The 20,200-nt window shown below is 68.9% G+C and carries 20 protein-coding genes; 10 read left to right on the top strand and 10 right to left on the bottom strand.

What is annotated here, in order from left to right; all coding sequences use genetic code 11:
• Positions 1-62 precede the first annotated feature (62 nt).
• On the top strand, positions 63-563 hold the full coding sequence (locus tag AC3A3L_RS20590; protein ID WP_487641908.1) for a VanZ family protein: 501 nt from the start codon (positions 63-65) through the stop codon (positions 561-563).
• Here AC3A3L_RS20590 and AC3A3L_RS20585 read toward each other — a convergent pair.
• Positions 498-1,475, bottom strand: coding sequence for an asparaginase (locus AC3A3L_RS20585; RefSeq protein WP_487641907.1), 978 nt, complete (start codon positions 1,473-1,475; stop codon positions 498-500). The two genes, AC3A3L_RS20590 and AC3A3L_RS20585, sit on opposite strands and share 66 nt — an antisense overlap.
• A 40-nt stretch (positions 1,476-1,515) precedes the next feature.
• Here AC3A3L_RS20585 and cysC point away from each other — a divergent pair, with 40 nt between their 5' ends.
• From cysC to AC3A3L_RS20560, 5 genes are all read left to right on the top strand, one after another.
• Positions 1,516-2,694 (top strand): adenylyl-sulfate kinase, encoded by a 1,179-nt coding sequence (gene cysC / locus AC3A3L_RS20580; RefSeq protein WP_487641906.1) that lies wholly within the window; start codon positions 1,516-1,518, stop codon positions 2,692-2,694.
• A complete protein-coding gene (locus tag AC3A3L_RS20575) occupies positions 2,687-3,223 on the top strand; it encodes an arsenate reductase/protein-tyrosine-phosphatase family protein (RefSeq protein ID WP_487641905.1) in 537 nt (178 codons plus the stop codon). The genes cysC and AC3A3L_RS20575 overlap by 8 nt, the downstream gene beginning before the upstream one ends.
• On the top strand, positions 3,216-4,226 hold the full coding sequence (locus AC3A3L_RS20570; RefSeq protein WP_487641904.1) for a sulfite exporter TauE/SafE family protein: 1,011 nt from the start codon (positions 3,216-3,218) through the stop codon (positions 4,224-4,226). The genes AC3A3L_RS20575 and AC3A3L_RS20570 overlap by 8 nt, the downstream gene beginning before the upstream one ends.
• A gap of 255 nt (positions 4,227-4,481) precedes the next feature.
• Complete coding sequence (locus tag AC3A3L_RS20565; protein WP_487641903.1) at positions 4,482-5,204, top strand: endonuclease domain-containing protein; 723 nt, start codon at positions 4,482-4,484, stop codon at positions 5,202-5,204.
• 161 nt (positions 5,205-5,365) lie between these two features.
• Positions 5,366-6,754 (top strand): tyrosine-protein kinase domain-containing protein, encoded by a 1,389-nt coding sequence (locus AC3A3L_RS20560; RefSeq protein ID WP_487641902.1) that lies wholly within the window; start codon positions 5,366-5,368, stop codon positions 6,752-6,754.
• Positions 6,755-6,787: 33 nt separating this feature from the next.
• Here AC3A3L_RS20560 and AC3A3L_RS20555 read toward each other — a convergent pair whose 3' ends face one another.
• Positions 6,788-7,609, bottom strand: a complete 822-nt coding sequence (locus tag AC3A3L_RS20555) for a beta-keto acid cleavage family enzyme (protein WP_487641901.1) — start codon at positions 7,607-7,609, stop codon at positions 6,788-6,790.
• A 23-nt stretch (positions 7,610-7,632) separates the two neighbouring features.
• Here AC3A3L_RS20555 and AC3A3L_RS20550 point away from each other — a divergent pair, with 23 nt between their 5' ends.
• The gene (locus tag AC3A3L_RS20550; protein ID WP_487641900.1) at positions 7,633-8,790 is read left to right on the top strand and encodes a hypothetical protein; all 1,158 of its coding nucleotides are present in this window, start codon (positions 7,633-7,635) and stop codon (positions 8,788-8,790) included.
• A gap of 13 nt (positions 8,791-8,803) precedes the next feature.
• A complete protein-coding gene (gene dtd, locus AC3A3L_RS20545; protein ID WP_487641899.1) occupies positions 8,804-9,244 on the top strand; it encodes a D-aminoacyl-tRNA deacylase in 441 nt (146 codons plus the stop codon).
• 314 nt (positions 9,245-9,558) lie between these two features.
• Here the strand turns inward: dtd and AC3A3L_RS20540 are convergent, their stop codons facing one another.
• Positions 9,559-10,707, bottom strand: coding sequence for a glycoside hydrolase family 16 protein (locus tag AC3A3L_RS20540; RefSeq protein WP_487641898.1), 1,149 nt, complete (start codon positions 10,705-10,707; stop codon positions 9,559-9,561).
• 76 nt (positions 10,708-10,783) lie between these two features.
• On the bottom strand, positions 10,784-11,056 hold the full coding sequence (locus AC3A3L_RS20535) for a hypothetical protein (protein WP_487641897.1): 273 nt from the start codon (positions 11,054-11,056) through the stop codon (positions 10,784-10,786).
• Positions 11,057-11,223: 167 nt separating this feature from the next.
• Here AC3A3L_RS20535 and cysD point away from each other — a divergent pair, with 167 nt between their 5' ends.
• Positions 11,224-12,138 carry a sulfate adenylyltransferase subunit CysD gene (gene cysD / locus AC3A3L_RS20530; RefSeq protein WP_487641896.1) on the top strand — a complete coding sequence of 305 codons (915 nt, stop codon included), beginning with the start codon at positions 11,224-11,226 and terminating at the stop codon, positions 12,136-12,138.
• Complete coding sequence (cysN, locus tag AC3A3L_RS20525) at positions 12,138-13,442, top strand: sulfate adenylyltransferase subunit CysN (RefSeq protein ID WP_487641895.1); 1,305 nt, start codon at positions 12,138-12,140, stop codon at positions 13,440-13,442. Before cysD ends, cysN begins: the two co-directional genes overlap by 1 nt.
• Positions 13,443-13,476: 34 nt before the next feature.
• On the opposite strand, the gene AC3A3L_RS20520 is transcribed toward cysN, so the two are convergent.
• The 6 genes from AC3A3L_RS20520 to AC3A3L_RS20495 form a co-directional block, all read right to left on the bottom strand.
• Positions 13,477-14,673, bottom strand: a complete 1,197-nt coding sequence (locus AC3A3L_RS20520; RefSeq protein WP_487641894.1) for a lipopolysaccharide biosynthesis protein — start codon at positions 14,671-14,673, stop codon at positions 13,477-13,479.
• A 65-nt stretch (positions 14,674-14,738) separates the two neighbouring features.
• Positions 14,739-15,884 carry a glycosyltransferase family 4 protein gene (locus AC3A3L_RS20515; RefSeq protein WP_487641893.1) on the bottom strand — a complete coding sequence of 382 codons (1,146 nt, stop codon included), beginning with the start codon at positions 15,882-15,884 and terminating at the stop codon, positions 14,739-14,741.
• Between the two features lie 11 nt (positions 15,885-15,895).
• Positions 15,896-16,768 carry a glycosyltransferase family 2 protein gene (locus AC3A3L_RS20510; protein ID WP_487641892.1) on the bottom strand — a complete coding sequence of 291 codons (873 nt, stop codon included), beginning with the start codon at positions 16,766-16,768 and terminating at the stop codon, positions 15,896-15,898.
• Complete coding sequence (locus tag AC3A3L_RS20505) at positions 16,765-17,925, bottom strand: glycosyltransferase WbsX family protein (RefSeq protein WP_487641891.1); 1,161 nt, start codon at positions 17,923-17,925, stop codon at positions 16,765-16,767. The genes AC3A3L_RS20510 and AC3A3L_RS20505 overlap by 4 nt, the downstream gene beginning before the upstream one ends.
• 31 nt (positions 17,926-17,956) lie before the next feature.
• On the bottom strand, positions 17,957-19,405 hold the full coding sequence (locus AC3A3L_RS20500) for a hypothetical protein (RefSeq protein WP_487641890.1): 1,449 nt from the start codon (positions 19,403-19,405) through the stop codon (positions 17,957-17,959).
• Positions 19,402-20,199, bottom strand: coding sequence for a glycosyltransferase family 2 protein (locus tag AC3A3L_RS20495; protein ID WP_487641889.1), 798 nt, complete (start codon positions 20,197-20,199; stop codon positions 19,402-19,404). The genes AC3A3L_RS20500 and AC3A3L_RS20495 overlap by 4 nt, the downstream gene beginning before the upstream one ends.
• Position 20,200 lies beyond the last annotated feature (1 nt).

The following is a 20,200-nucleotide window of genomic DNA, read 5'->3' as shown; positions in this document are numbered from 1 at the left end:
TTTCGGCGCTAGCAGCGGGTTCGCACAGTCTGTCGAATGCTGCCGCGACCTAGGATCCAGCCGTGTCCGCCACCACCCTGAGCCGCCGCGCGCGTACGGCGGTGTGCGCCGCGCTGGTCGCCTGGGTCGTGCTGCTCGCGGTCGTCCTGCTGGCGCCGACGTCGAGGGGCCCGGACTGGGTGATCTTCCACCTGACGGACGCCCTGCGGGGTCTCGGCGTCCCGGAGGTCCTCGCGCACCCCGGACGGGTCGAGTCGATGCTCAACGTCGTGGCGTTCGTGCCGCTCGGCCTGCTCGGCAGCCTGCTGTGGCAGCGCCCCACCTGGCGCGACTGGACCGCAGCCGGCTTCGTGGTGTCGTTCCTCGTCGAGGTCGTGCAGGCGGTCGCCCTCGGCGCGCGGCAGGCGACCAACGGCGACGTCGTCGCCAACACCCTCGGCATGCTGGTGGGCGCGCTGCTCGCCGTCCTCGTCAGGCGGCTCCTGCGCGCGACGGCCTCAGAAGGCCGCGCGGATCTCCCCGACCGGCACTCCTCCGCCGAGGAGCTCGAGCCGCCCGGTTGAGCGGACCGCCTCGGCGTCCACGCCGTCGTCCTCGAGCACGCCCGAGCGGCGCAGCGCCTCGGCCATCAGCACCGGCCGCACCCGCGCCGCGCCGTCGTCTGTCTTGAGCGCCCACGCCCGCCCGTCGGGCAGCGCGACGGCGTAGCAGGACTCCGCGCCCGCCTTGCCGATCAGCCCGGGGACGGCCCGGTGCAGCGCGAGCTCGTCGCGGGTGGTGCCGCTGACGAACTCGGGGTGGCGCCGGATGGCGTCGGCGACCCGACGCTCGGGCCCGTCGGTCGCGGTGGCGAGGGTCGAGAACGCCCGCGCCAGGCCGGTGAGCGACGTGGACAGCAGCGGCGCACCACAGCCGTCGACGGCGACCGCGTCGACCGGCTCGCCGGTGAGCCGGGCGAAGGTGTCGGCGATCGCGACCTGCAGCGGGTGGGCGGGGTCGAGGTAGGTGGCGGTGTCCCAGCCGCGCAGCACGCACGTCGCGAGCATCGCCGCGTGCTTGCCCGAGCAGTTCATCAGGACCGGAGCCTTCGCGCCCCCGGCTCGTACGACGCCCTCGCGGGCGTCGTCGTCGAGCGGGTAGTCGGGGGGCGTCTGGAGCGCGGACTCGTCGAGCCCGGCGGAGGCCAGCGTGCGGCGTACGCCCTCCACGTGGAACGGCTCGCCCGAGTGCGAGGCGCAGGCCAGCGCGAGCAGGTCGTCGGGCAGGTCGAGGCCGAGCTCGACCATGGCCAGCGCCTGGACCGGCTTGTTGCTCGAGCGCGGCAGCACGTGGGCCGCGACCTCGCCCACCGACCAGTCCACCGACCCGTCCGCGGCCAGCGCGACGACGGAGCCGTAGTGGTGGCCCTCGACGAACCCGGAACGGACGATCTCGGCGACGACGGGGCGGCCAGCGACGGACCCAGCAGCAGACATGGCGGCAGGCTACTCACCGCGGTTCTGAGAGGATGCGCGGGTGATCCAGCACTGCCCGACGCCGACCGAGCTCGACGACCTGGAGCTCCTGGTCTCCGGCGCCTACGCCCCGCTCACCCGCTTCAACGAGGACGGGAGCGTCGTCACCCTCGACCTGCCCGACGGCGCCGCCGAGGCCGAGCTCGTCGACCCCGAGGGGCTGCCGCTGGCCCGGGTCGCCGAGGACGGCTCGCTGGAGCCGCTGACCCACGCGCAGTACGGCCCCTTCCGCCGGCTGCACCTCACCCCCGCCGAGGCTCGCGAGCAGCACGCCGGCGCCACCTTCGTCCCCGTCGTCGACGCGCTCACCGAGGCCGACCTCGAGGAGCTGCGCAGCCTCGGCCGGGTCGCGCTGCTGGCCCTGATGGGCACCGGCACCTCTTCGCTGTCGCCGGTCGCGCTCGTGCGCGCCACCCTCGCGGCCGCCGACCTGCTCGACGACGCCTCCGTCGTGGCGATCCCACTCCCCTCCCACGGCGACGCCGAGGCCGACCACGCCCTCGGCGCCCAGGTGGTGGAGACCTACGCCGCCGGCGACCCGGTCCACGCCCTGGCGGACCGCGACTCCGGCTACCCCGCCGCCATCGCCGCGATCGTCGACGAGGACCAGCCCGAGCCCGAGGACCAGGGCCTGGTGCTGTTCTTCACCGGCCTGTCGGGCAGCGGCAAGTCCACTCTCGCGCGGGCACTGATGGACCTGCTCCTCGAGCAGGGCGGCCGCACGGTCACCAGCCTCGACGGCGACGTCGTACGCCGTCACCTGTCGGCGGGCCTGACCTTCAGCAAGGCCGACCGCGAGACCAACATCCGCCGCATCGGCTGGGTCGCCGCCGAGATCGCCCGCCACGGCGGGGTCGCGGTCTGCTCGCCGATCGCCCCGTTCACCGAGACCCGCGAGCAGGTGCAGGACATGGTCGAGTCCGCGGGCGGCGCGTTCTTCCTCGTCCACGTCGCCACCCCGCTCGAGGAGTGCGAGCGCCGCGACCGCAAGGGCCTCTATGCCAAGGCGCGCGCCGGCGAGATCCCCGAGTTCACCGGCATCTCCTCGCCCTACGAGGAGCCCGTCGACCCGGCGGTTCGCGTCGACACCACCGGCCGCACCATCGAGGACGCGCTCGACGACGTCCTGGTCGCGCTCGACAAGGCCGGCTACCTCCACCTGCGGGGCACCGATGCCTGAGCCGCTGAAGGTGCTGTTCGTCTGCACCGCCAACATCTGCCGCTCGCCCTTCCTCGAACTGACCGCGCGGAGGCTGTCGGGCCCCGGCTCCGGCGTCGAGTTCTCCAGCGCCGGCACCCACGGCTTCGACAGCCACGCGATGGACGAGGTCATGGTCGCCACGCTCGTCGAGGACACCTCGTCCGGCTTCGCGAGCCGCCGGCTGACCGGCGCGATCCTCGCCGAGGCCGACGTGGTGCTCACTGCGGAGGCCACGCACCGCAGCTTCATCCTCGAGGAATTTCCCCAGCACCTCCGCAAGGTGTTCACCGTCGGCCAGTTCGCCGCCGCGGTCGAGGAGCACCCCGACCTGCGCGGGCGCGAGCTGGTCGCGGCGGTCGGCGCACGTCGTACGGCGGCGCGCCGCGAGCACGACATCGCCGACCCCTACCGGCGCGGGGAATCGGCTGCGGCGACCGCAGCAGACACAATGTCGAGAATGTTGGGTGTGATCGTTCCTCGGCTCGCTGCAGGAGGCTCCGGTGGCTGAGCTCATCACCGTCACGTTCTTCTCGATCCTCGCCGCCGGCTTCCTCGTCGGCATCGTCGTCGGGCTGACCGGGATGGGCGGTGGAGCGCTGATGACGCCGGCGCTGCTCTTCCTCGGCGTCGGCGAGGCGGCGACCGTCGTGACCGCCGACCTCACCGCGGCCGCGGTCTACAAGACCGGTGGCGCGATCGTGCACAAGCGCGAGGGCTCGCCCAACATGAAGCTCGCGATGTGGCTGATGATCGGCTCCATCCCGATGGCGCTGCTCGGGCCCCACCTGGTCGCGTGGTTCACCGACGACACCGAAGAGCTCAACCACGTGCTGATCATCAGCATCGGCTTCGCGCTCCTGCTGGCGGCGGCGACGTACGCCCTGCGCCTCTACGTCAACCTGCGCCGCGTCCGCTCCGGCACCCACGTCCACGACGACGACCCCGCCATCCGGGTCGTCCCGACGCTCCTCGTCGGCATGCTCGGCGGCCTGCTCGTCGGCATCACGAGCGTCGGCTCCGGCTCGGTCATCATGATCGCCCTGCTGATGCTCTACCCCGGCCTGTCGGCCGTGCGGCTCGTCGGCACCGACCTCGTGCAGGCCGTCCCGCTCGTGCTCGCCGCGGCGATCTCCAACATCGCGCTCCACGGCATCGACTGGACGATCCTCATCCCGCTGCTCATCGGCTCGGTGCCCGGCACGATCCTCGGCTCCAGCCTCGCCCCGCGCGTGCCGCAGTCCTTCATCCGCCGCGGCATCGTCGTCGTGCTGACGATGAGCGGCGTCGCGCTGCTCGACAAGTCCGGCTGGGCACCCCTCGGAGTCGAGGAGACCCACCCCATGCTGATCGCCGGCATCGGCCTCGTCGTGCTGGTCGTCCTGCCCATCGTCTGGGGCTTCCTGCGCAAGCAGCAGGGACTGCCGATGTTCGGCTCGCCGACCATCGCCCAGCTCGAGGACCCCGACTACCGGCCGGGGGTCGTGGGAATGAAGAAGGTCGACCGGCAGTAGGGCCGCTTCCGCCCGCGTGACGGCGCGCGGCCCGGCGCGTCGGGCATGCCGTACGGCGTGTCGCGCGCGTCGCGGGCTTTCGAGCGGCCCCTGTGGAGAGACGGTCGCGACGCCCGCCGATGCTCGACACACTCGGGCCATGGACGTCGTCGTCGCCCTCACCCGCCTCGGCGGCATCGGGTCGACGGCCGACATCCTCCGCCTCACCACCACAAGCGGCTGCGCCACGCTGTCGCCTGCCGCAGGGTCATCCATGTGTCACGCGGGCGCTACGCCCTCCCGACGGCCGACCTCGCGCGTGGCATCGCGGGGGAGATCGACGGGCACCTGCGACTCCTCAGCGCGGTCGCCCACTGGGGGTGGGAGTCGAAGTGGCCGGCGCGCTACCCGCAGCTCGGCGCCTCCGCGAAGCCGGCCCGGCCCGTGGAGGCGGAGGTCCGCATCAGCGATGTTCCCCGGCACGGCGTCGACGGCTGGGCCACCAGCCGCGTGCGCACCGTCCTCGACTGCGCAGCCGAGCTCCCCTTCGACGAGGCGCTCGCAGTGGCCGACTCCGCGCTCCGGCACAGCGACGTGACCCGCGAGGAGCTCGAGGCCGCGATGGGCGAGGACCCGCAGGTGCGTCGGGTCGTTGCGCACGCGACACCGCTGGCGGCCAACCCCTTCGAGTCCGTGTTGCGCGCGGTTCTCATCGAGGCAGGCATCAGGGTGGTCCCGCAATGGGCGACGACGCTCGGGCACGTCACCTACCACCCCGACCTCGCCGAGCCGTTCGCCGGCATCGCGATCGAGGCCGACTCGTGGAAGCACCACGCCGGGAAGGCCGAGCACGACCAGGACTGCCGCCGCTACAACGCCCTCGTCATCGGCGGCTGGATCGTGCTGCGCTTCACCTGGGAGCAGGTGATGTTCTCGCCGCACGAGGTCGTCGACGCGGTCCGCGGCGCGCAGGCGCTCAGGGCCGATAGGGCGGCCTGAGCCCCCTCTGCCGGTTGCGTGTCGGGAGACGTCGTACGGCGTGTCGCGGGCGCTGCGGACGTCGAACGGCCCCTCCCGTCCACCCGCCCCCGCGGATGACGGACGAGGGCGGTCGAGCGCTTACCCTTGTCAAAGTTTCGTTGACAAGAAGAGGAAAACGAGTGGAGCTGCAGGACTACTGGCGCACCGTCCGACGGCGGTGGCGGCTGGTTCTCGGGAGTGTCCTGGCGGTCCTGGCGGTCGCCGCGGTGTGGACGTGGACGGTGACCCCGACCTACGCGTCGACGACCCGGATCTTCGTCTCGACCAGCCAGACCGACGAGAACTCCGCCTACACCGGCAACCTCTTCGCCACCCAGCGCGTGGCGTCCTACGCCGACCTCGTGACCAGCAACCAGCTCGCCGAGCGCGTCGCCACCGAGCTGGGCGACGCCGACCCGACGGACCTTCGCGAGCAGGTCAGCGCCTCGGCCGTCCCGGAGACGGTGCTCCTCGAGATCGAGGCCACCGACCCCGACGCGGAGCGCGCCCGCGACATCGCGCAGGCCTACGCCGAGCAGCTCCAGCTCCTCGTCGAGGAGCTCGAGACGCCGCGCGGCGAGACGGCGGCCGTCGTCAAGGCCACGCTCATCGACGACGCCCAGGTCGCCCGCTCACCCATCTCCCCGCAGCCGCTGCGCAACCTCGCGCTGGCCGGCGTCCTCGGCCTGCTGCTGGGCGTCGGCCTGGCCGTGGCGCGCGAGCTCCTCGACACCAGCGTGAAGGGCGCCGACGACGTCGCCGAGATCACCTCGGCACCCGTCCTCGGCAACATCTTCCAGGACACCGACGCCAAGCGCACCCCGAGCGAGGTGCTGTCCACCGCCACCCCGTGGGCCGAGGCCTTCCGCGTGCTGCGCACCAACATGCAGTACGTCGACATCGACCACGAGCAGAAGGTCTTCGTCATGACCTCCTCGCTGCCGGCCGAGGGCAAGAGCACCACCGCGGTCAACCTCGCGGTCACGCTCACCCAGGCCGGCCAGCGGGTGGCGCTCGTCGAGTGCGACCTGCGTCGTCCGCTGATCGCCGACCGGCTCGAGCTCGACGGCGCGATCGGCACCACCAGCGTCCTGATCGGCAAGGTCAGCGCCGAGGACGTCATGCAGCAGTACGCCGACACGTCGCTCGACGTCATGGTCTGCGGCCAGATCCCGCCGAACCCGTCGGAGCTGCTGCAGTCGCAGGCGATGGAGATGCTGCTGCTCGAGCTGCGCCAGCGCTACGACGTCGTCATCCTCGACGCTCCCCCGCTGCTGCCGGTGACCGACGCCGCCCTGCTCGCGACGCGCGCCGACGGTGCGGTCGTCGTGGTCAGCCACGGCCGTACGACCCGCGACCAGCTCTCGACGGCGATCGAGCGTCTCGACTCGGTCGGCGCCACCACGCTGGGTGTGGTCGTCAACCGCACGCCGGCCAAGGCCGCCTCCAGCGGGTACGGCTACGGCTACGGCTACGCCCCGCTCGAGGAGCCCGTGGCGGCCGGGGGCGGCAAGCGCCGCCGGCGCTGACCCGCAGGACGGGCTGACCGAACCAGCCGGGCCTCAGGCCAGGCCGAGCAGCTCGCGGCACTGCGCCGGCGCCATCGGCGTGCGCTGCGCGATCCGTCCCAGCTCGACCGCGCGCTCGACGAGCTGGGCGTTGGACTCGACCGGCACGCCGCGGCTGATGGTGAGCACGTCCTCCATGCCGACGCGCAGGTGGCCGCCCATCGACAGCGAGGCCATCGCGACCGACAGCGTGGAGCGGCCGATGCCGGTGGCCGACCACGAGGTCACCTCGGGCGGGAGGGCGGCGACGCCCGCGACGAGCGCCGGGGCGGTGCCGGGCATGCCGCCGGGGACGCCCATGACGAAGTCGACGTGCACCTTGCCGCCGGCCGGGACGCCGTACTGCTGGATGAGGCGGCCGAGCGCGTGGACCTGGCCGAGGTCGAAGAGCTCGAACTCGGGCGCCACGCCGCGCTCGAGAGCGAGCTGGTAGAGGTCCTTGACGAAGGGCCAGGGGTTGAGGAAGACGTCGTCGCCGAAGTTGGTCGTGCCCATCGTGAGCGAGCAGGAGTCGGGCTCGGCGTCGAGCACCTTGAGCCGCTCGTCGAGCGGGTCGTGCACCGAGCCGCCGGTGGAGAGCTGGACGACGAGCGAGGACGACTCGCGCACCGCGGCGACCCACTCGCGCAGGAGCGTCTGGTCGAGCGTGGGCTGGTGGGAGGTGTCGCGTACGTGGATGTGGATCATCGCCGCGCCGGCGGCCTCGCAGTCGGCGGCGGTGCGAGCCACCTCCTCAGGGGTGGTCGGGAGCTGCGGGCAGTCGGCCTTGGCCGTCTCGGCGCCCGTCGGTGCCACCGTGATGAGCAGTTCGTCCATGCGCGCACCTTAGACTCCCGCGAGTGACCCTCTCGGCCAGCCCTCGCCACGTCGTCGCTGTCACGGCTCTCGGGACCCAGGTCCACGTCGAGGTCGCCGGGGGCAACGCCGACACCGTGGCCGCCGACCTCCTTCGGGCGTGGTCGCGCTGCGACGCGCGGCGCGTCGACGACGTGGAGGGCCGGAGCGTGCGCGTGCTGGTCGACGAGGACCCCGCCGTGGTGGAGGACGCCGCCGCGCACGGCGCGATCGCCGGGCCGAGCGGGTCGGTCGTCGGTGACCAGGTCGCCCTGGCCGTCACCCTCCAGGCGATCGAGGCCAACGAGGGCGACCTGCTGATGCTGCGTGCCGCGGCTGTCGCCGACCCGGAGACCGGCCGGTGCGTCGTGCTCGTCGGCCCTGCCGGCAGCGGGCGCTCGACCGCGGCCCGCACGCTCGCGCGCCACTTCGGCTACGTCACCGACGACACCGTCGCCTTCACCGCCGCGCTCGACCTGCTCCCCTACAGCAAGCCGCTCGTGTCGTCCGACGAGCCCGCGGAGGGCCTGCAGTCCCCCGACGACCTCGGCCTTCGCGAGGCCCCGGCCGACCTCCGCCCGGCGGCCGTGCTGCTGCTCGAGCGCCACGCCGAGGGGTTCGTCCCGCCCGTCCTCACCGAGCTCCCCACCGCGGAGGCGATCGCCCACCTGTCGGGCAACGCGTCCTACCTCCGCGCCCTCGACAAGCCGCTGCACCGCCTGGCCGCCCTGGTCGAGGAGGTCGGCGCCGTGCACCGGGTCGACTACCGCGAGGCCGACGACCTGGTCGCCGTCACCCAGCAGCTGCTCAACCACCCGCCGGCGCGCGAGGTCGTGACGGAGCAGGTGCCCGAGCCGACCCTCGTCGAGCTCCTCGGCCCCGCCACCGTCGACGACGGGGAGCGCGTGCGCCGCCGCGACTTCGTCGACTTCCACGTCAGCGACGACGGCATCGGTTGCGTCATGCTCGGCGAGACCGTCGTCGCGCTGTCCTTCCTGGCCACCCGCATCCTCACGCTGCTCGGCGAGGGGACCGCGAGCCTCGACCGGCTCGCCGAGGGGCTCCTCGTCGAGTTCGGCGAGCCCGAGTCCGGCGACGCGAGGTCGCTCGTGGAGACCCACGTCGACGACCTCGTCGAGGTCGGCATCCTCACCCGCGTCTGAGCGGGGCACCGTCGTGCGCGTCGTCATCCAGCGGGTGCTGTCCGCCAGCGTGCGGGTGGACGGCGAGGTCGTCGGCGAGCTCGACCGCCCGGGGCTGCTCGTCTACCTCGGCGTGACCCACGACGACGGACCGGCCGAGGTCGCGTGGACGGCCCGCAAGATCTGGGACCTCCGCCTCCTCCGCGACGAGCAGAGCGCCAGCGACGTCGGCGCACCCGTCCTGGTCGTCAGCCAGTTCACGCTGTACGGCGACGCGCGCAAGGGCCGCCGCCCCACCTGGCAGGCCGCCGCCCCGGGCCCGGTGAGCGAGCCGCTCTACGACGCCGTCTGCGCCGAGCTCGAGCGCCTCGGCGCCCATGTCGAGCGCGGCCGCTTCGGCGCCGACATGCGTGTCGAGAGCGTCAACGACGGCCCCATCACCCTCGTCCTCGACACGCCGCCTACCGCTGGTTGAGGAGGTCGCGCAGCGACCGTCACGAAACCCCCAAACCCGAACAGACCTCAGTACGGCAGCTGCGTCGCGAGCCACCCCGCGAAGAGCCACGCGGCGACGGCCACGGCCCAGAAGATCACGACTCCGCGGTGCGTCATCGGACGGCCTACTCGTCCGAGAAACGGTGGTAGTGGCTGTTGTGCGGGCACGCCCGCCCGTACTTGATCCTGCACCGTCCCCAACGCACCGCGCCGACCCCCATTCGCTTCACGCGACGAGTCTGGAACGCCGGCGTCCTCGCGCTTGCTACAGGACGACCACGCTTCGTCCACGGCTCACTTCGGGCCGGTCTCCCACACCCGCGCCCAGTCGACCTCCATGGTCTGGGGCAGCTTGCCGTCGAAGCGGGGCAGCTCGTAGTCCGACGACAGGAGGCTGAGGATGAGGAACTCGGGCTTGCCCGAGCTCACCCCCTTGATCCGCTGGGTGACCTTGTCGTCGATGCGGAAGACGTACTCCTCGGGCGTCCACTCCACGGAGAACACGTGGTACTGCTCGGCCCAGTCGTCGCCGAGCTGGTCGGCGTTGGGGAGCCAGCCACCGACGGTCTGCTTCTTGCCCGCCTTGTCGAGGAAGTAGGTGAAGCTGGTGAGCCCGCCCTCGGGGTGGTCGTCGCCGAAGTACTCGATGACGTCGATCTCGGCGCCGCCCTTCTTGGGCCCGCCGGCGCCCTGGCCGCCGACCGGCTGCATCCAGAACGCTGCGTGCTGGCCGCGGGCCGACTGCGTCTTGATGCGCGCGGCTGCGTAGCCGTACGTGAAGTCCAGCCGGTGCTCGGTGCCGAGGTGCCCGTTGAGCCGGTAGGGGAACTTCTTGCGCTTGCCGGGGAGCTGGCACTCGTCGCCCTTGCGCTCGGGGTCCTCGGTCACGCTGAGGCGGAGCACGCCGTCCGCGACCTCGGCATTGTCCGCGCTGGCCTTGGAGCAGGTGCGGACGCCGGTGTAGCCCTGGTCGCGGGTCAGCCACGTGGCGTCGGGGCCGTCGACGGTGCTCTCGTCGTCGAAGTCGTCGGTGAAGGTCGCCTCAGGGGCGTCGCCGGTCGCGACCTGGGTGCCGATGGCGTCGTCCCCGACGCCGACCACCACGTGGAGGTCGCCGGGCTCGCGGCTGGAGAGCGAGACGCGGCCCTTGCCGTCGGTCTCCTGCTCGTCGACGTCGGACCAGCCGTCGTCGGTCTTCGCGACGAGGGCGACCGCGGTTCCCTCGTCGACGTCGTCGATCGTGGCGTCCACGACCCAGGCGGCGTCATCGGCGGATTCGACGTCCTCGCCGTTGGCGGCGAGCTGGGGCAGCACCTTCGCCTGCACGCTGTCGCTCTTCTTGTACGACGGCGGCGCGGCGTCGCCGTCGTCGGACGAGCTGCAGCCCGTGACGAGCAGGGCTCCTGCGAGCGCAGCCGTGAGGGCTCGGGGGATGGTCCGCATGCGCGCCATTGTGTCCAAGGCACGGTGGCGGCGACCAAATCGTCTCGCCGGCCGCTCGACCGTCAGGTGGGCATGGTCACCCGGCGGTGCGAGCGAGGCCGCCGGAGGTCACGGCCTCGCGACGCCGCGACGTGGCGAGCACCCGCGCCTCGTGCGGCCACCGCGTGGCCGCGCTGCGCCGGGACTCGACGCGTGAGAGGTGTGCCACGTGCTCGGCGCTGACGGCCGGCGTACGGACGGGCTCGGCGACGACGACGGGGCGTGCCGCGAACATGCGCCCGACGACCACGGCGACGGGGAAGGACAGCAGGATCCACGCTGCGAGGATCACACCAGCCCAGAGAAGCATGGTGGAGTAGTACCCACCCGATCCGGGAACCAAACCCGCTGATTCGCACGGGCGCTCCCGCCACCCCCGTGGGCGCAGGGTGACCACCCCCGGCAGTGCGAATCGTCCGTGGCGCTGCCCGTCGCTACGATGATGGCTGCTGTCCCTAGAGAGGTCCTTGCTACGCCATGACCAACACCCACGTCGACTACCAGCTGAGCCAGCTGGACCAGCTCGAGGCGGAGTCGATCCACATCTTCCGTGAGGTCGCCGCCGAGTTCGAGAAGCCGGTCCTGATGTTCTCGGGTGGCAAGGACTCCATCGTCATGCTCCGCCTCGCGGAGAAGGCCTTCTTCCCGGCCAAGCTGCCGTTCCCGCTGCTCCAGGTCGACACCGGCCTGGACTTCGACGAGGTGCTCGCCACCCGCGACTCGTGGGTCGACCGCCTCGGCGCGCGGATGATTGTCGCCACGATCGACGAGGCGATCGCCGCCGGTCACGTCGTCGACGACGGCAAGACCAGCCGCAACCGGATGCAGATCGGCACGCTGCTCGGCGCGATCGAGGAGAACGGCTTCACCGCCGCCTTCGGTGGCGGCCGCCGCGACGAGGAGAAGGCCCGCGCCAAGGAGCGCGTCTACTCCCACCGCGACGACTTCGGCCAATGGGACCCGAAGAACCAGCGCCCCGAGCTGTGGAGCCTCTACAACGGCCGCATCCACGCCGGTGAGCACATGCGGATCTTCCCGCTGTCGAACTGGACCGAGCTCGACATCTGGAGCTACATCCACCGCGAGCAGATCGAGATCCCCTCCATCTACTTCGCCCACGAGCGCGAGGTCATCGAGCGCGACGGCATGCTGCTGTCGGTCGGCCCGGAGATCCAGCCCAAGGGCGGCGAGAAGGTCGAGACCCGGATGGTCCGCTTCCGCACCGTGGGTGACCGCACCCAGACCGGTTGCGTCGAGTCCGAGGCGACCGACACCGCAGCCATCATCGAGGAAATTGCCGTGGCCCGGGTCACCGAGCGCGGCGCGACCCGCGGCGACGACCGGTTCTCCGAGGCCGCCATGGAAGACCGCAAGAAGGAGGGCTACTTCTGATGGCCGACGAGAAGACCACCGCCGGCGAGGAAGCTGCCGCTGTCACCGAGAACGCCGACCTGCTGCGGTTCGCGACCGCCGGCTCCGTCGACGACGGCAAGTCCACCCTCATCGGGCGGCTGCTGCTCGACTCCAAGTCGATCTTCGAGGACCAGCTCGAGGCGGTCGAGACCACGTCGCAGTCCAAGGGCTACGACTACACCGACCTGGCCCTGCTGACCGACGGCCTGCGCTCCGAGCGCGAGCAGGGCATCACCATCGACGTGGCCTACCGCTACTTCGCGACGCCCAACCGCAAGTTCATCATCGCCGACACCCCGGGCCACATCCAGTACACCCGCAACATGGTGACCGGCGCCTCGACCGCCGACCTCGGGCTCGTCCTCGTCGACGCCCGCCAGGGACTCACCGAGCAGTCGCGCCGCCACGCGGTGCTGCTCTCGCTGCTGCGCGTGCCGCACCTGGTGCTGGCGATCAACAAGATGGACCTCGTCGACTGGTCGCAGGAGGTCTACGAGAAGATCCACCGCGAGTTCACCCAGTTCGCGACGAAGCTCAACATCCCCGACCTCGAGGTCATCCCGATCTCGGCGCTCCAGGGCGACAACGTCGTCAACCGCTCCGAGAACACCCCGTGGTACTCCGGCCCGACGCTCATGCACCACCTCGAGCACGTCCACGTCGCCTCCGACCGCGACCTCGTGGACACCCGCTTCCCGGTGCAGTACGTCATCCGCCCGAAGTCCGACCAGTACCACGATTTCCGCGGGTACGCCGGCCAGGTGGCCGGCGGCGTGCTGAAGAAGGGCGACGAGGTCGTCGTGCTGCCCAGCGGCATGACGTCGACCATCTCCAAGGTCGAGCTCTTCGACCAGGAGGTCGCCGAGGCGTTCCCGCCCATGTCGGTCACGATCCACCTCGAGGACGACGTCGACGTCTCCCGCGGCGACATGATCGCCCGCCCGAAGAACGCTCCCCGGCCCAGCCAGGACATCGACGCGATGATCTGCTGGATGACCAACGAGCCGCTCAAGCCCCGGCAGAAGCTCGCCATCAAGCACACGACCCGCATGGGCCGCGCGATGGTCAAGGACATCCAGTACCGCCTCGACGTGAACTCGCTGCACCGCGACCAGGAGGCCGGCGAGCTCGCGCTCAACGAGATCGGCCGCGTCCAGCTGCGCACCACCGTGCCGCTCCTGTGCGACCCGTACTCGAAGAACCGCACCACGGGCTCGTTCATCCTGATCGACGAGGCCACCGGCGTCACCGTCGGCGCGGGCATGATCAACAGCGCCAGCTGACGCAGCCTGGTGCACGCGGCCCTGATCGATTCGGTCAGGGCCGCGTTGTTTTCCCTCGACCCCCGCGGCTGAGGCCTGTCACCTGCACTACGAGTGCCAAGCCCTCTGCGCAAGCCAGTGCCAGCATGGCGCCGGGAGCTCCGTTACGACTGGGCAGCACCGACAACAGGAGGAAGGCCGACGCCGCGGCTGCGCCGGCACTCACGGTGATCCACCGGACCCGTCTACGCGCGACCAGCAGCATCCCTGTCGCCCTGGACAGCGACGTCAGCAGGACGACGCAACCGGCCCCCGCAGAGGTGGCGTAGCTGACCTTTACCTCGCCTGCGAACATCAGGTCGACCGCCCGCGGCAGTGCCAATGCACAGGTGATTCCGGCCCCAACCCCAACCGCTGCCTGCAAGAGAACAACTTGCCTCGAAACAGCAGCCAGCGAACGAGCGTCGGCGGTCGCCACTCCAATACTCCTCTGTAGAACGTTCGGGACGCTCTGAAGCACCAGCAAGCCCATCCTCATAAGACGTTCTGCAGCCGCGAAAGAAGCCACGGCTCCGGGCGCCCAGGCTTGAACGAGCGCAACCGGAAGTCCGATGTACACCGCGCTGAGGCCACGCCCGAGCAACGCCATCGACTGACGGCGCACAACGGCCGCAACCCCATCCGACCGCGCGAAGTCAACCCGCCGTGGCCGCACGAGAAGCACGCCAGCCAGAGGCGAGGCGAGATACCCGAGCACCAGGCACATCGAGAACGCAACGAGAGGCGCATCGAGGAGAATGATCGCTACTACCCCAAGCAACACTGAGAGCAGTCGCGGCAACGCGTCGCTCCAGAAGATGCGCGACGGACGTCCAAGCCCAATGAAGAACCAGTTCAGCGAGAGGCCGCTCACTGTCATCGCCACCCCTGCGAGCATGGCTGCCACCACATACGGAGGCGCCAACAACCAGACAATGAGAGCTGATAGCGGGACTACGGCGGCCGCCACTGCCGCCCTGGACTTCAAGGATGACGCCAGGAGCGCGAACGACCCCGCACGATCCGCCGACGCGACTGCCTGAGGCCCGGTCAGGCCCCAGCCGAGCTCGACGGCCACGGAGGCGGCTGCACCAACCGACTGACCGACCGCGATCGAGGTCCAGCCCGCTGCACCGAATCGATCTGAGATGGCCGGTATGGCCAGCAGCGGCGTGACGGCCCCAATCATCGGGAATGCCGCGTACGCGAGCACCTTACGAGCCCGTCCTCTGGCCGCACTCACGACTGCATCAGAGCGAGACGACGAAGTATTCATTCCTAGTTGCCCGCGAGGAGCGGACGCCGCTGAATCTCGACAAGCACGTTTCGGAATGCCACGTACTGCGAGGGGGCATTGGCGAACTCCTCCCCCCTTGCCGCGGCCCGTTGTCTCAGGTCTTCGTAGTCCTCCGCCGACATTGTGGCCGCTTGGTGGAGAGCAGCGGCCATTCCCTTGGCGTTCGCTGGTTCGGTGGCGATTCCGCCGCCGTCGCGCAGAAGCATCGAGGTGGCGCCGCGTGCAAAGCCGATCACAGGACGACCGTGCCGAAAAGCTTCGACTACGGTCCGACCGAAGGCCTCGTTGCGCGAGCCAGTGATGACGAAGTGAGCTGCCGTGTACTCAGCACTGAGGTCGTCTGCCCACGGCAGGAGTGCCACGTTCGATCGCAAGCCCAGGACGCGAATGAGTGCTCGAAGAAGCGCCGAGAAGACCAGCCCGCCACGACCGACCACACGGATATCGAGGTCACTGCAGGCTTTCCGTGCCAGGAACGCGCCCAGAATGACGAGGTGTTGCCCCTTCTCCCGCGAGAAGTACCCCGGAAGAACCAATGTCCTCCGAGCCCCCTCCGGAGGCGCAAGATCCGTGCGCGCAACAGCGGCTGCGGGATTGGGGCTCACGGTGAAGGTGTTCGGATGCCTCGCACGCGCGAGGTCGAAGATCTGTTCCTCCACGTATGGCGAGATCGTGCACAACGCGGCTGACCGTCTGAGGATCTGCCGTGCAATCGAGCGCTTGGGTAGGAACGAGCCCAGTTGCCTGTTGTCTCGCAGGGATTCGCGGACGATCCAGACGTGCGGAAGTCCAAGACTGCCGGCTGCCCACGCGCCAGCTGGAATGACGGAGGTGTTCGTCACCACCACGTCCGGGCGGAGCGATCGCAGGAGTGAAACCAGTCCGCCAACCGACCCGAAGGCTTGGAACACTCGCATCAGGCCCACCGGCGGTAGCCAGTGTCGCGCTCCCATCCAGGCTCGCATGGGAAGGAGAACGACAGTCGCGCCAGCGGCGCGCAGAGAGTCCACCAGGGGTCCGTGGGCGGGCAGGACGACGACGACTTCGTGGCCGTCGGCAACAGCACCCGACGCTATGTCGAGCATGGAGCGCTCGGCGCCCAACAATCCTGCCGAGTGCCCGATCATTACTATCCGCATCAAGCCACCCTGCCCCAGCGTCCGCGCAAGCCGTCCGCGACGCCGCGCAGCGTCGCGTGACGCGTTGCCGGGGTTGCCCGCAGTGCGCCGGCAACGGAGCGCGCCACCCATCGCAGGGTACGTGCGCGCAAGCGCCACGCCGAGCCGAGTCGCAGCGACAGGTACAACAGCTCGTTACGGACCCGGTAATAGGTTGCGCGTGGGGATTCCTGAGACATCGAACCGCCTCGTTGATGCCACAGTTTGGCGGCGCAGACATAGCGCAGCTGTGCGACGGCTGCCATTCGCTCGGCGAACTCGAACTCTTCCTTATAGTGGAAGAACCGCTCATCCATGAGTCCGACTGCGTGGGCGGCGTCGACCTTGACCAGCAAACCAGTTCCGGTGACGACGTCCACTGGATGGTGGCCAACGCTGCAGCCCTGACAGCGCTCATGCACGAGCCGCGACCCGTCACTCCGGGCCGCGCTGACATACGGCACCGCGTCATCACTCAGAGGTTGCTCCGACGACAGCTGCTGCGGGGAGAGCAGGCCGCTTTCGCCAGCGTTCTGGAGAAGCAGGGTCAAGCAACCGGGATATGGCATGGCATCGGGGTTCAACAGCCAGGCCCATTCGTAGCCGCGGGCCCGTGCGATACGCAGTCCCGCATTGACACCCGCGGCGTACCCGAGATTTGTCGGCAACCGATCGATGGTCGCACCATCCGCTGCCAGACGATCGAGTAGCAACCAGTCCGAGTTCTCTGAGTCGTTGTCGACGATCACTACCGCCAGCCCTGGGTACTCCTCGCGGACGGCCCTGACTACCCGCGTCACATCCTCGGCGGAGTTCCAGTTGACCAGAACAGCCGCAACGCTCTCCCCGCTCACCGACGTGCGCGCTCGCGAGCTGATTGCACCATGGTCTTGACGGTGCGAGCAGACCCTCGTGTCAGACCTGCGAAGTTCACTCGGCCGCGTGCATGCGACTCGTCGACGTGCGGTAGATCCGAGGGAGACACGCCCCATCGGGTCGCGTCCAGATAGGCGTAGCCCCACTTGTTGTCCGGTTCTAGATACGCACCTTCGGCCCACTCGTTCCAAGCATTGATGAAGACCAGGCCATCGCTACCCCTGGCAGCGCGCTCCGCTTCGCGGGCATGGGTGAGCCACTCGGCGTACAGCCGTGGGGTGCTCCCCACGAAGAGAGTCGCATTCTGCATTCGCCGAGGGGTGTTGTCCCAGCGGGGCACAACCGTCGGGTGGCGGATGAACTGCGTCCTCTCCCGCGTGATGTATCGATCTGCCAGTGCGGGATACGAACACATCCGGCCACGAAAATCCTTGGCCGCGCCGGCAGGGAGTCGGGTCAGCGCGGTGCGCAGGTCGCTGTCCCCGACCGGCGGGAACTCAGCAACGGCGTCGAAGCCGAGTTCGTCAGGGCCGGCGCTGTGCGTCTCAGACGCGACAAGCCAAAGCTCCCCGAGGCCGTTCTCCGATGCCAGACGGCGCCAAGTCTCGGCAAACCTGCGTGGCGCGGGCAGGTGATCCGCCCGGTGAACGAGGAGAACCAGCGCGCCTGCGCGACGAATGTACCTAGGGTCCCGTAGGTAGGGCAGGAACGATTCGAAGACCTCCGCTGGCGACTCGTCGGTGTAGTCCTGCCCCAACAGGACCTCCCGCTCCTTTCCGTCCCAGCGTCGAGTCCAGTTCTCGTTGGCCCAGCAGATCGCGAACCCATGATCCAGCTCGCTCTGGAGGAAGCGGTCGACCGGCTTCTCCAGCAGGCGTTGACCTGCGAACCAGTAGTGGTAGAACACGAATGCATCGACATCGTTCTCCCGGGCGAGCTCGGTCTGCCACCGCATTACGTCATCGTCGAGAAGGTTGTACTCCCCGAACGGCGTAGCAGGCACTTGCGGCTGGTAGTGGCCATCGAACTGCGGGCGGGCACGCCGCACATTGGTCCATTCGGTGAACCCTGCTCCCCACCACTCGTCGTTCTCAGGAATCGCATGGAACTGCGGCAGGTAGAACGCAGCTGTCACGGGTGCATCCGCAGGGCGAACGCCCGACATCTCAGGCATCTGTCTTTACTCTTCCGCTCCGGACTAGGAGGTAGTAGATGATTACGGCCAACGCTAGGTATCCAAGTACCTCGTAGATCGAGCCCCGCAGCACGATGAACAGAAGAGCGGTACTTCCCGGGAGACTCGCCAGTTGCGGCACGCCAGCGGTTCGCCCACGACTTCGCGAAGTGATCCCGAGCCAAGCACCGAGCGCGGCGAGGGCCGCAATCGTTCCGGCCGTGCCGCCGATCAAGTGACCCTCCGCCCAGAGTGGCATCGACACGTTCGTGTACTCCATGCCTGTAGCTTGCGCAACGAGTGACCCGCCGGAGTCTCCGATGTATGGACGCGACACGATCGGGATCCATCGAGCGATGGGGGCTATGAGCAGGTGGCTCGAACTCGGAAGGAACGCCTTGGCCTCAGGCGCCAATGAAACCTCACGTGTCCCCATCTCGAATGCGTCGAAGTCGTAGTCGAGCAGCGAATTTTCGACGGAGAGCACCTCGATGGCGTTCGAACCCGTTGCGTCGCCCCGGAGGACGTCCAGCGACGGAAACACCAGAGCGAGCAGGACCACACTCCCAACTGGAACCAGGCGGAGCAGGTGCCGACCATGGAGAAGCGCAACTGCGGTTGCAACAATGAAGCTGCCACTGAGAAAACGCGAGCCAACAAGTGGGTTGGTTACGACTGCCGCGGTTAGCCAAGTCGCCACTATCAGCCAGGCAGGGACGTTCACCCCATAACGGCGGCTGATGATCAGTGCACTCGGTATGACAATGGCGCCTGCAGTAACTGCAAAGTACAGGAATCCTCCTAGCGGTAGAGAGGCAATCTCTAGAACTCTGACACGAAAGACTGCTCGAGCATTGAAGAGCGCGCTACCCATGAAGGCGATGAAGAGTGTTGCCACTACCACGTAAGCCAGACCGAACGCATTCAGAACCCGAACGTATGGCTCTTTCTCCTCTCGACCCGACGGATCGGCACCTGACGGCTCAGCAGTCTTGGATGTCGGACGTTGCCGCCCCGCGAGCCACGCAACGGTAGCAAAGGCCACGTGACCCAAGAGTACGAGCGACTGAGCTTGCTCAATTACCGGCACCGTGAAGGTGCCGGTCCAAGGGAAACCCTGCGTAGCGAGCTGGATGGCGGGGGCAAGGCCGAGGAACACGAAGCTCCACGCCCAATACACCGAGATAGCAATTCGAAACTCGCGAGCGCCGGCGTTCGCAACCAAAGCCGCAAGTGGCAGAAAGATTAGGGCGCGCGCTTGCCACTCAACCCTATCTCCGTAATCAAACGCGCCCTGCACAAGGGCGTGCTGAGCGTCGAGCGCGAATGGCAGAGTCAGTGCTATCGTGACGAGTGCGGCCGCGAAGCGCCACGGGAGGCCAGCGCCAATTCTATTCCTAGGCGCGTCGACTGGAATAACTGCATGAGTTGGAATCGTCATTGTGGGTAGCTGCCGTCTATAGCCCTGAGACTCCGACTCTGGCGTCCAACGGGAACCAAGCAATGGGGATGCTTGACGTAGAACCGCGCCGCAGACCGGAGTTCGTGCTTCCAGATATCCAGCGATTTTCCGTTCGCGGTCTCGCGCGCCCATCCGTGCACGAACCGTACGTCACCGTCTACGAACGTCGGCGTGCCGTGGCGCAATGCCCGAAGACAGATGTCTGAATCCTCGTAGTAGATGAAGAAGCCCGAGTCCCACCCGCCGATAGCATCGAACGTCGAGCGGCTTGCAAAGACTGCCGCACCCATTACCCAGACCACTCGGGCCAGGCCGGAGTCAACATGGCGCACATAGCGACGATTCATGGCGGACTCGGGTGCAAACATGTGCGCCAGCTTGCGCGCCGGGTACGGTGCGCCCCGCCCGTTCTCCTGCAGGCTGCCGTCCGGGTTGACCAGTTGCGGTGCTACCAGAGCTGAGGTTGCGCAAGCGACGTCGCCCAGATGCATGACGCCTTCTCGGGTGACCGTAACGTCGGGATTCACGAACCCAAGGACATCGCCCGTCGCTAGCTTCGCCCCCGCGTTGTTCGCCGCTGAGAAGCCACGATTGGCCGGCATTTTAAGGACGCGGGCACCCAGCTCCTCAGCGACAGCGACGGAGTCATCGCTCGAGCAGTTGTCCACCACGATCCATTCGCAGACGTCACGCGGCCAATCTGCCCAGAAGTGAGAGAGCGTGGAGGCGCTGTTAAACGTCACTGTGACTAATGAAACCAGCGGTCTACTCATC

This window comes from Nocardioides sp. Soil_C_8 (genome assembly GCF_057656315.1).
This window is presented reverse-complemented; position numbering and strand designations above follow the sequence as displayed.

Bases quoted from the DNA above. Each gene is read 5' to 3' on its own strand.
- AC3A3L_RS20585 (WP_487641907.1), bottom strand. From the start codon at position 1,475: ATGTCTGCTGCTGGGTCCGTCGCTGGCCGCCCCGTCGTCGCCGAGATC.
- AC3A3L_RS20575 (WP_487641905.1), top strand. From the start codon at position 2,687: ATGCCTGAGCCGCTGAAGGTGCTGTTCGTCTGCACCGCCAACATCTGC.
- AC3A3L_RS20555 (WP_487641901.1), bottom strand. From the start codon at position 7,609: ATGGACGAACTGCTCATCACGGTGGCACCGACGGGCGCCGAGACGGCC.
- AC3A3L_RS20540 (WP_487641898.1), bottom strand. From the start codon at position 10,707: ATGCGGACCATCCCCCGAGCCCTCACGGCTGCGCTCGCAGGAGCCCTG.
- AC3A3L_RS20535 (WP_487641897.1), bottom strand. From the start codon at position 11,056: ATGCTTCTCTGGGCTGGTGTGATCCTCGCAGCGTGGATCCTGCTGTCC.
- cysD (WP_487641896.1), top strand. From the start codon at position 11,224: ATGACCAACACCCACGTCGACTACCAGCTGAGCCAGCTGGACCAGCTC.
- cysN (WP_487641895.1), top strand. From the start codon at position 12,138: ATGGCCGACGAGAAGACCACCGCCGGCGAGGAAGCTGCCGCTGTCACC.
- AC3A3L_RS20515 (WP_487641893.1), bottom strand. From the start codon at position 15,884: ATGATCGGGCACTCGGCAGGATTGTTGGGCGCCGAGCGCTCCATGCTC.
- AC3A3L_RS20500 (WP_487641890.1), bottom strand. From the start codon at position 19,405: ATGACGATTCCAACTCATGCAGTTATTCCAGTCGACGCGCCTAGGAAT.
- AC3A3L_RS20495 (WP_487641889.1), bottom strand. From the start codon at position 20,199: ATGAGTAGACCGCTGGTTTCATTAGTCACAGTGACGTTTAACAGCGCC.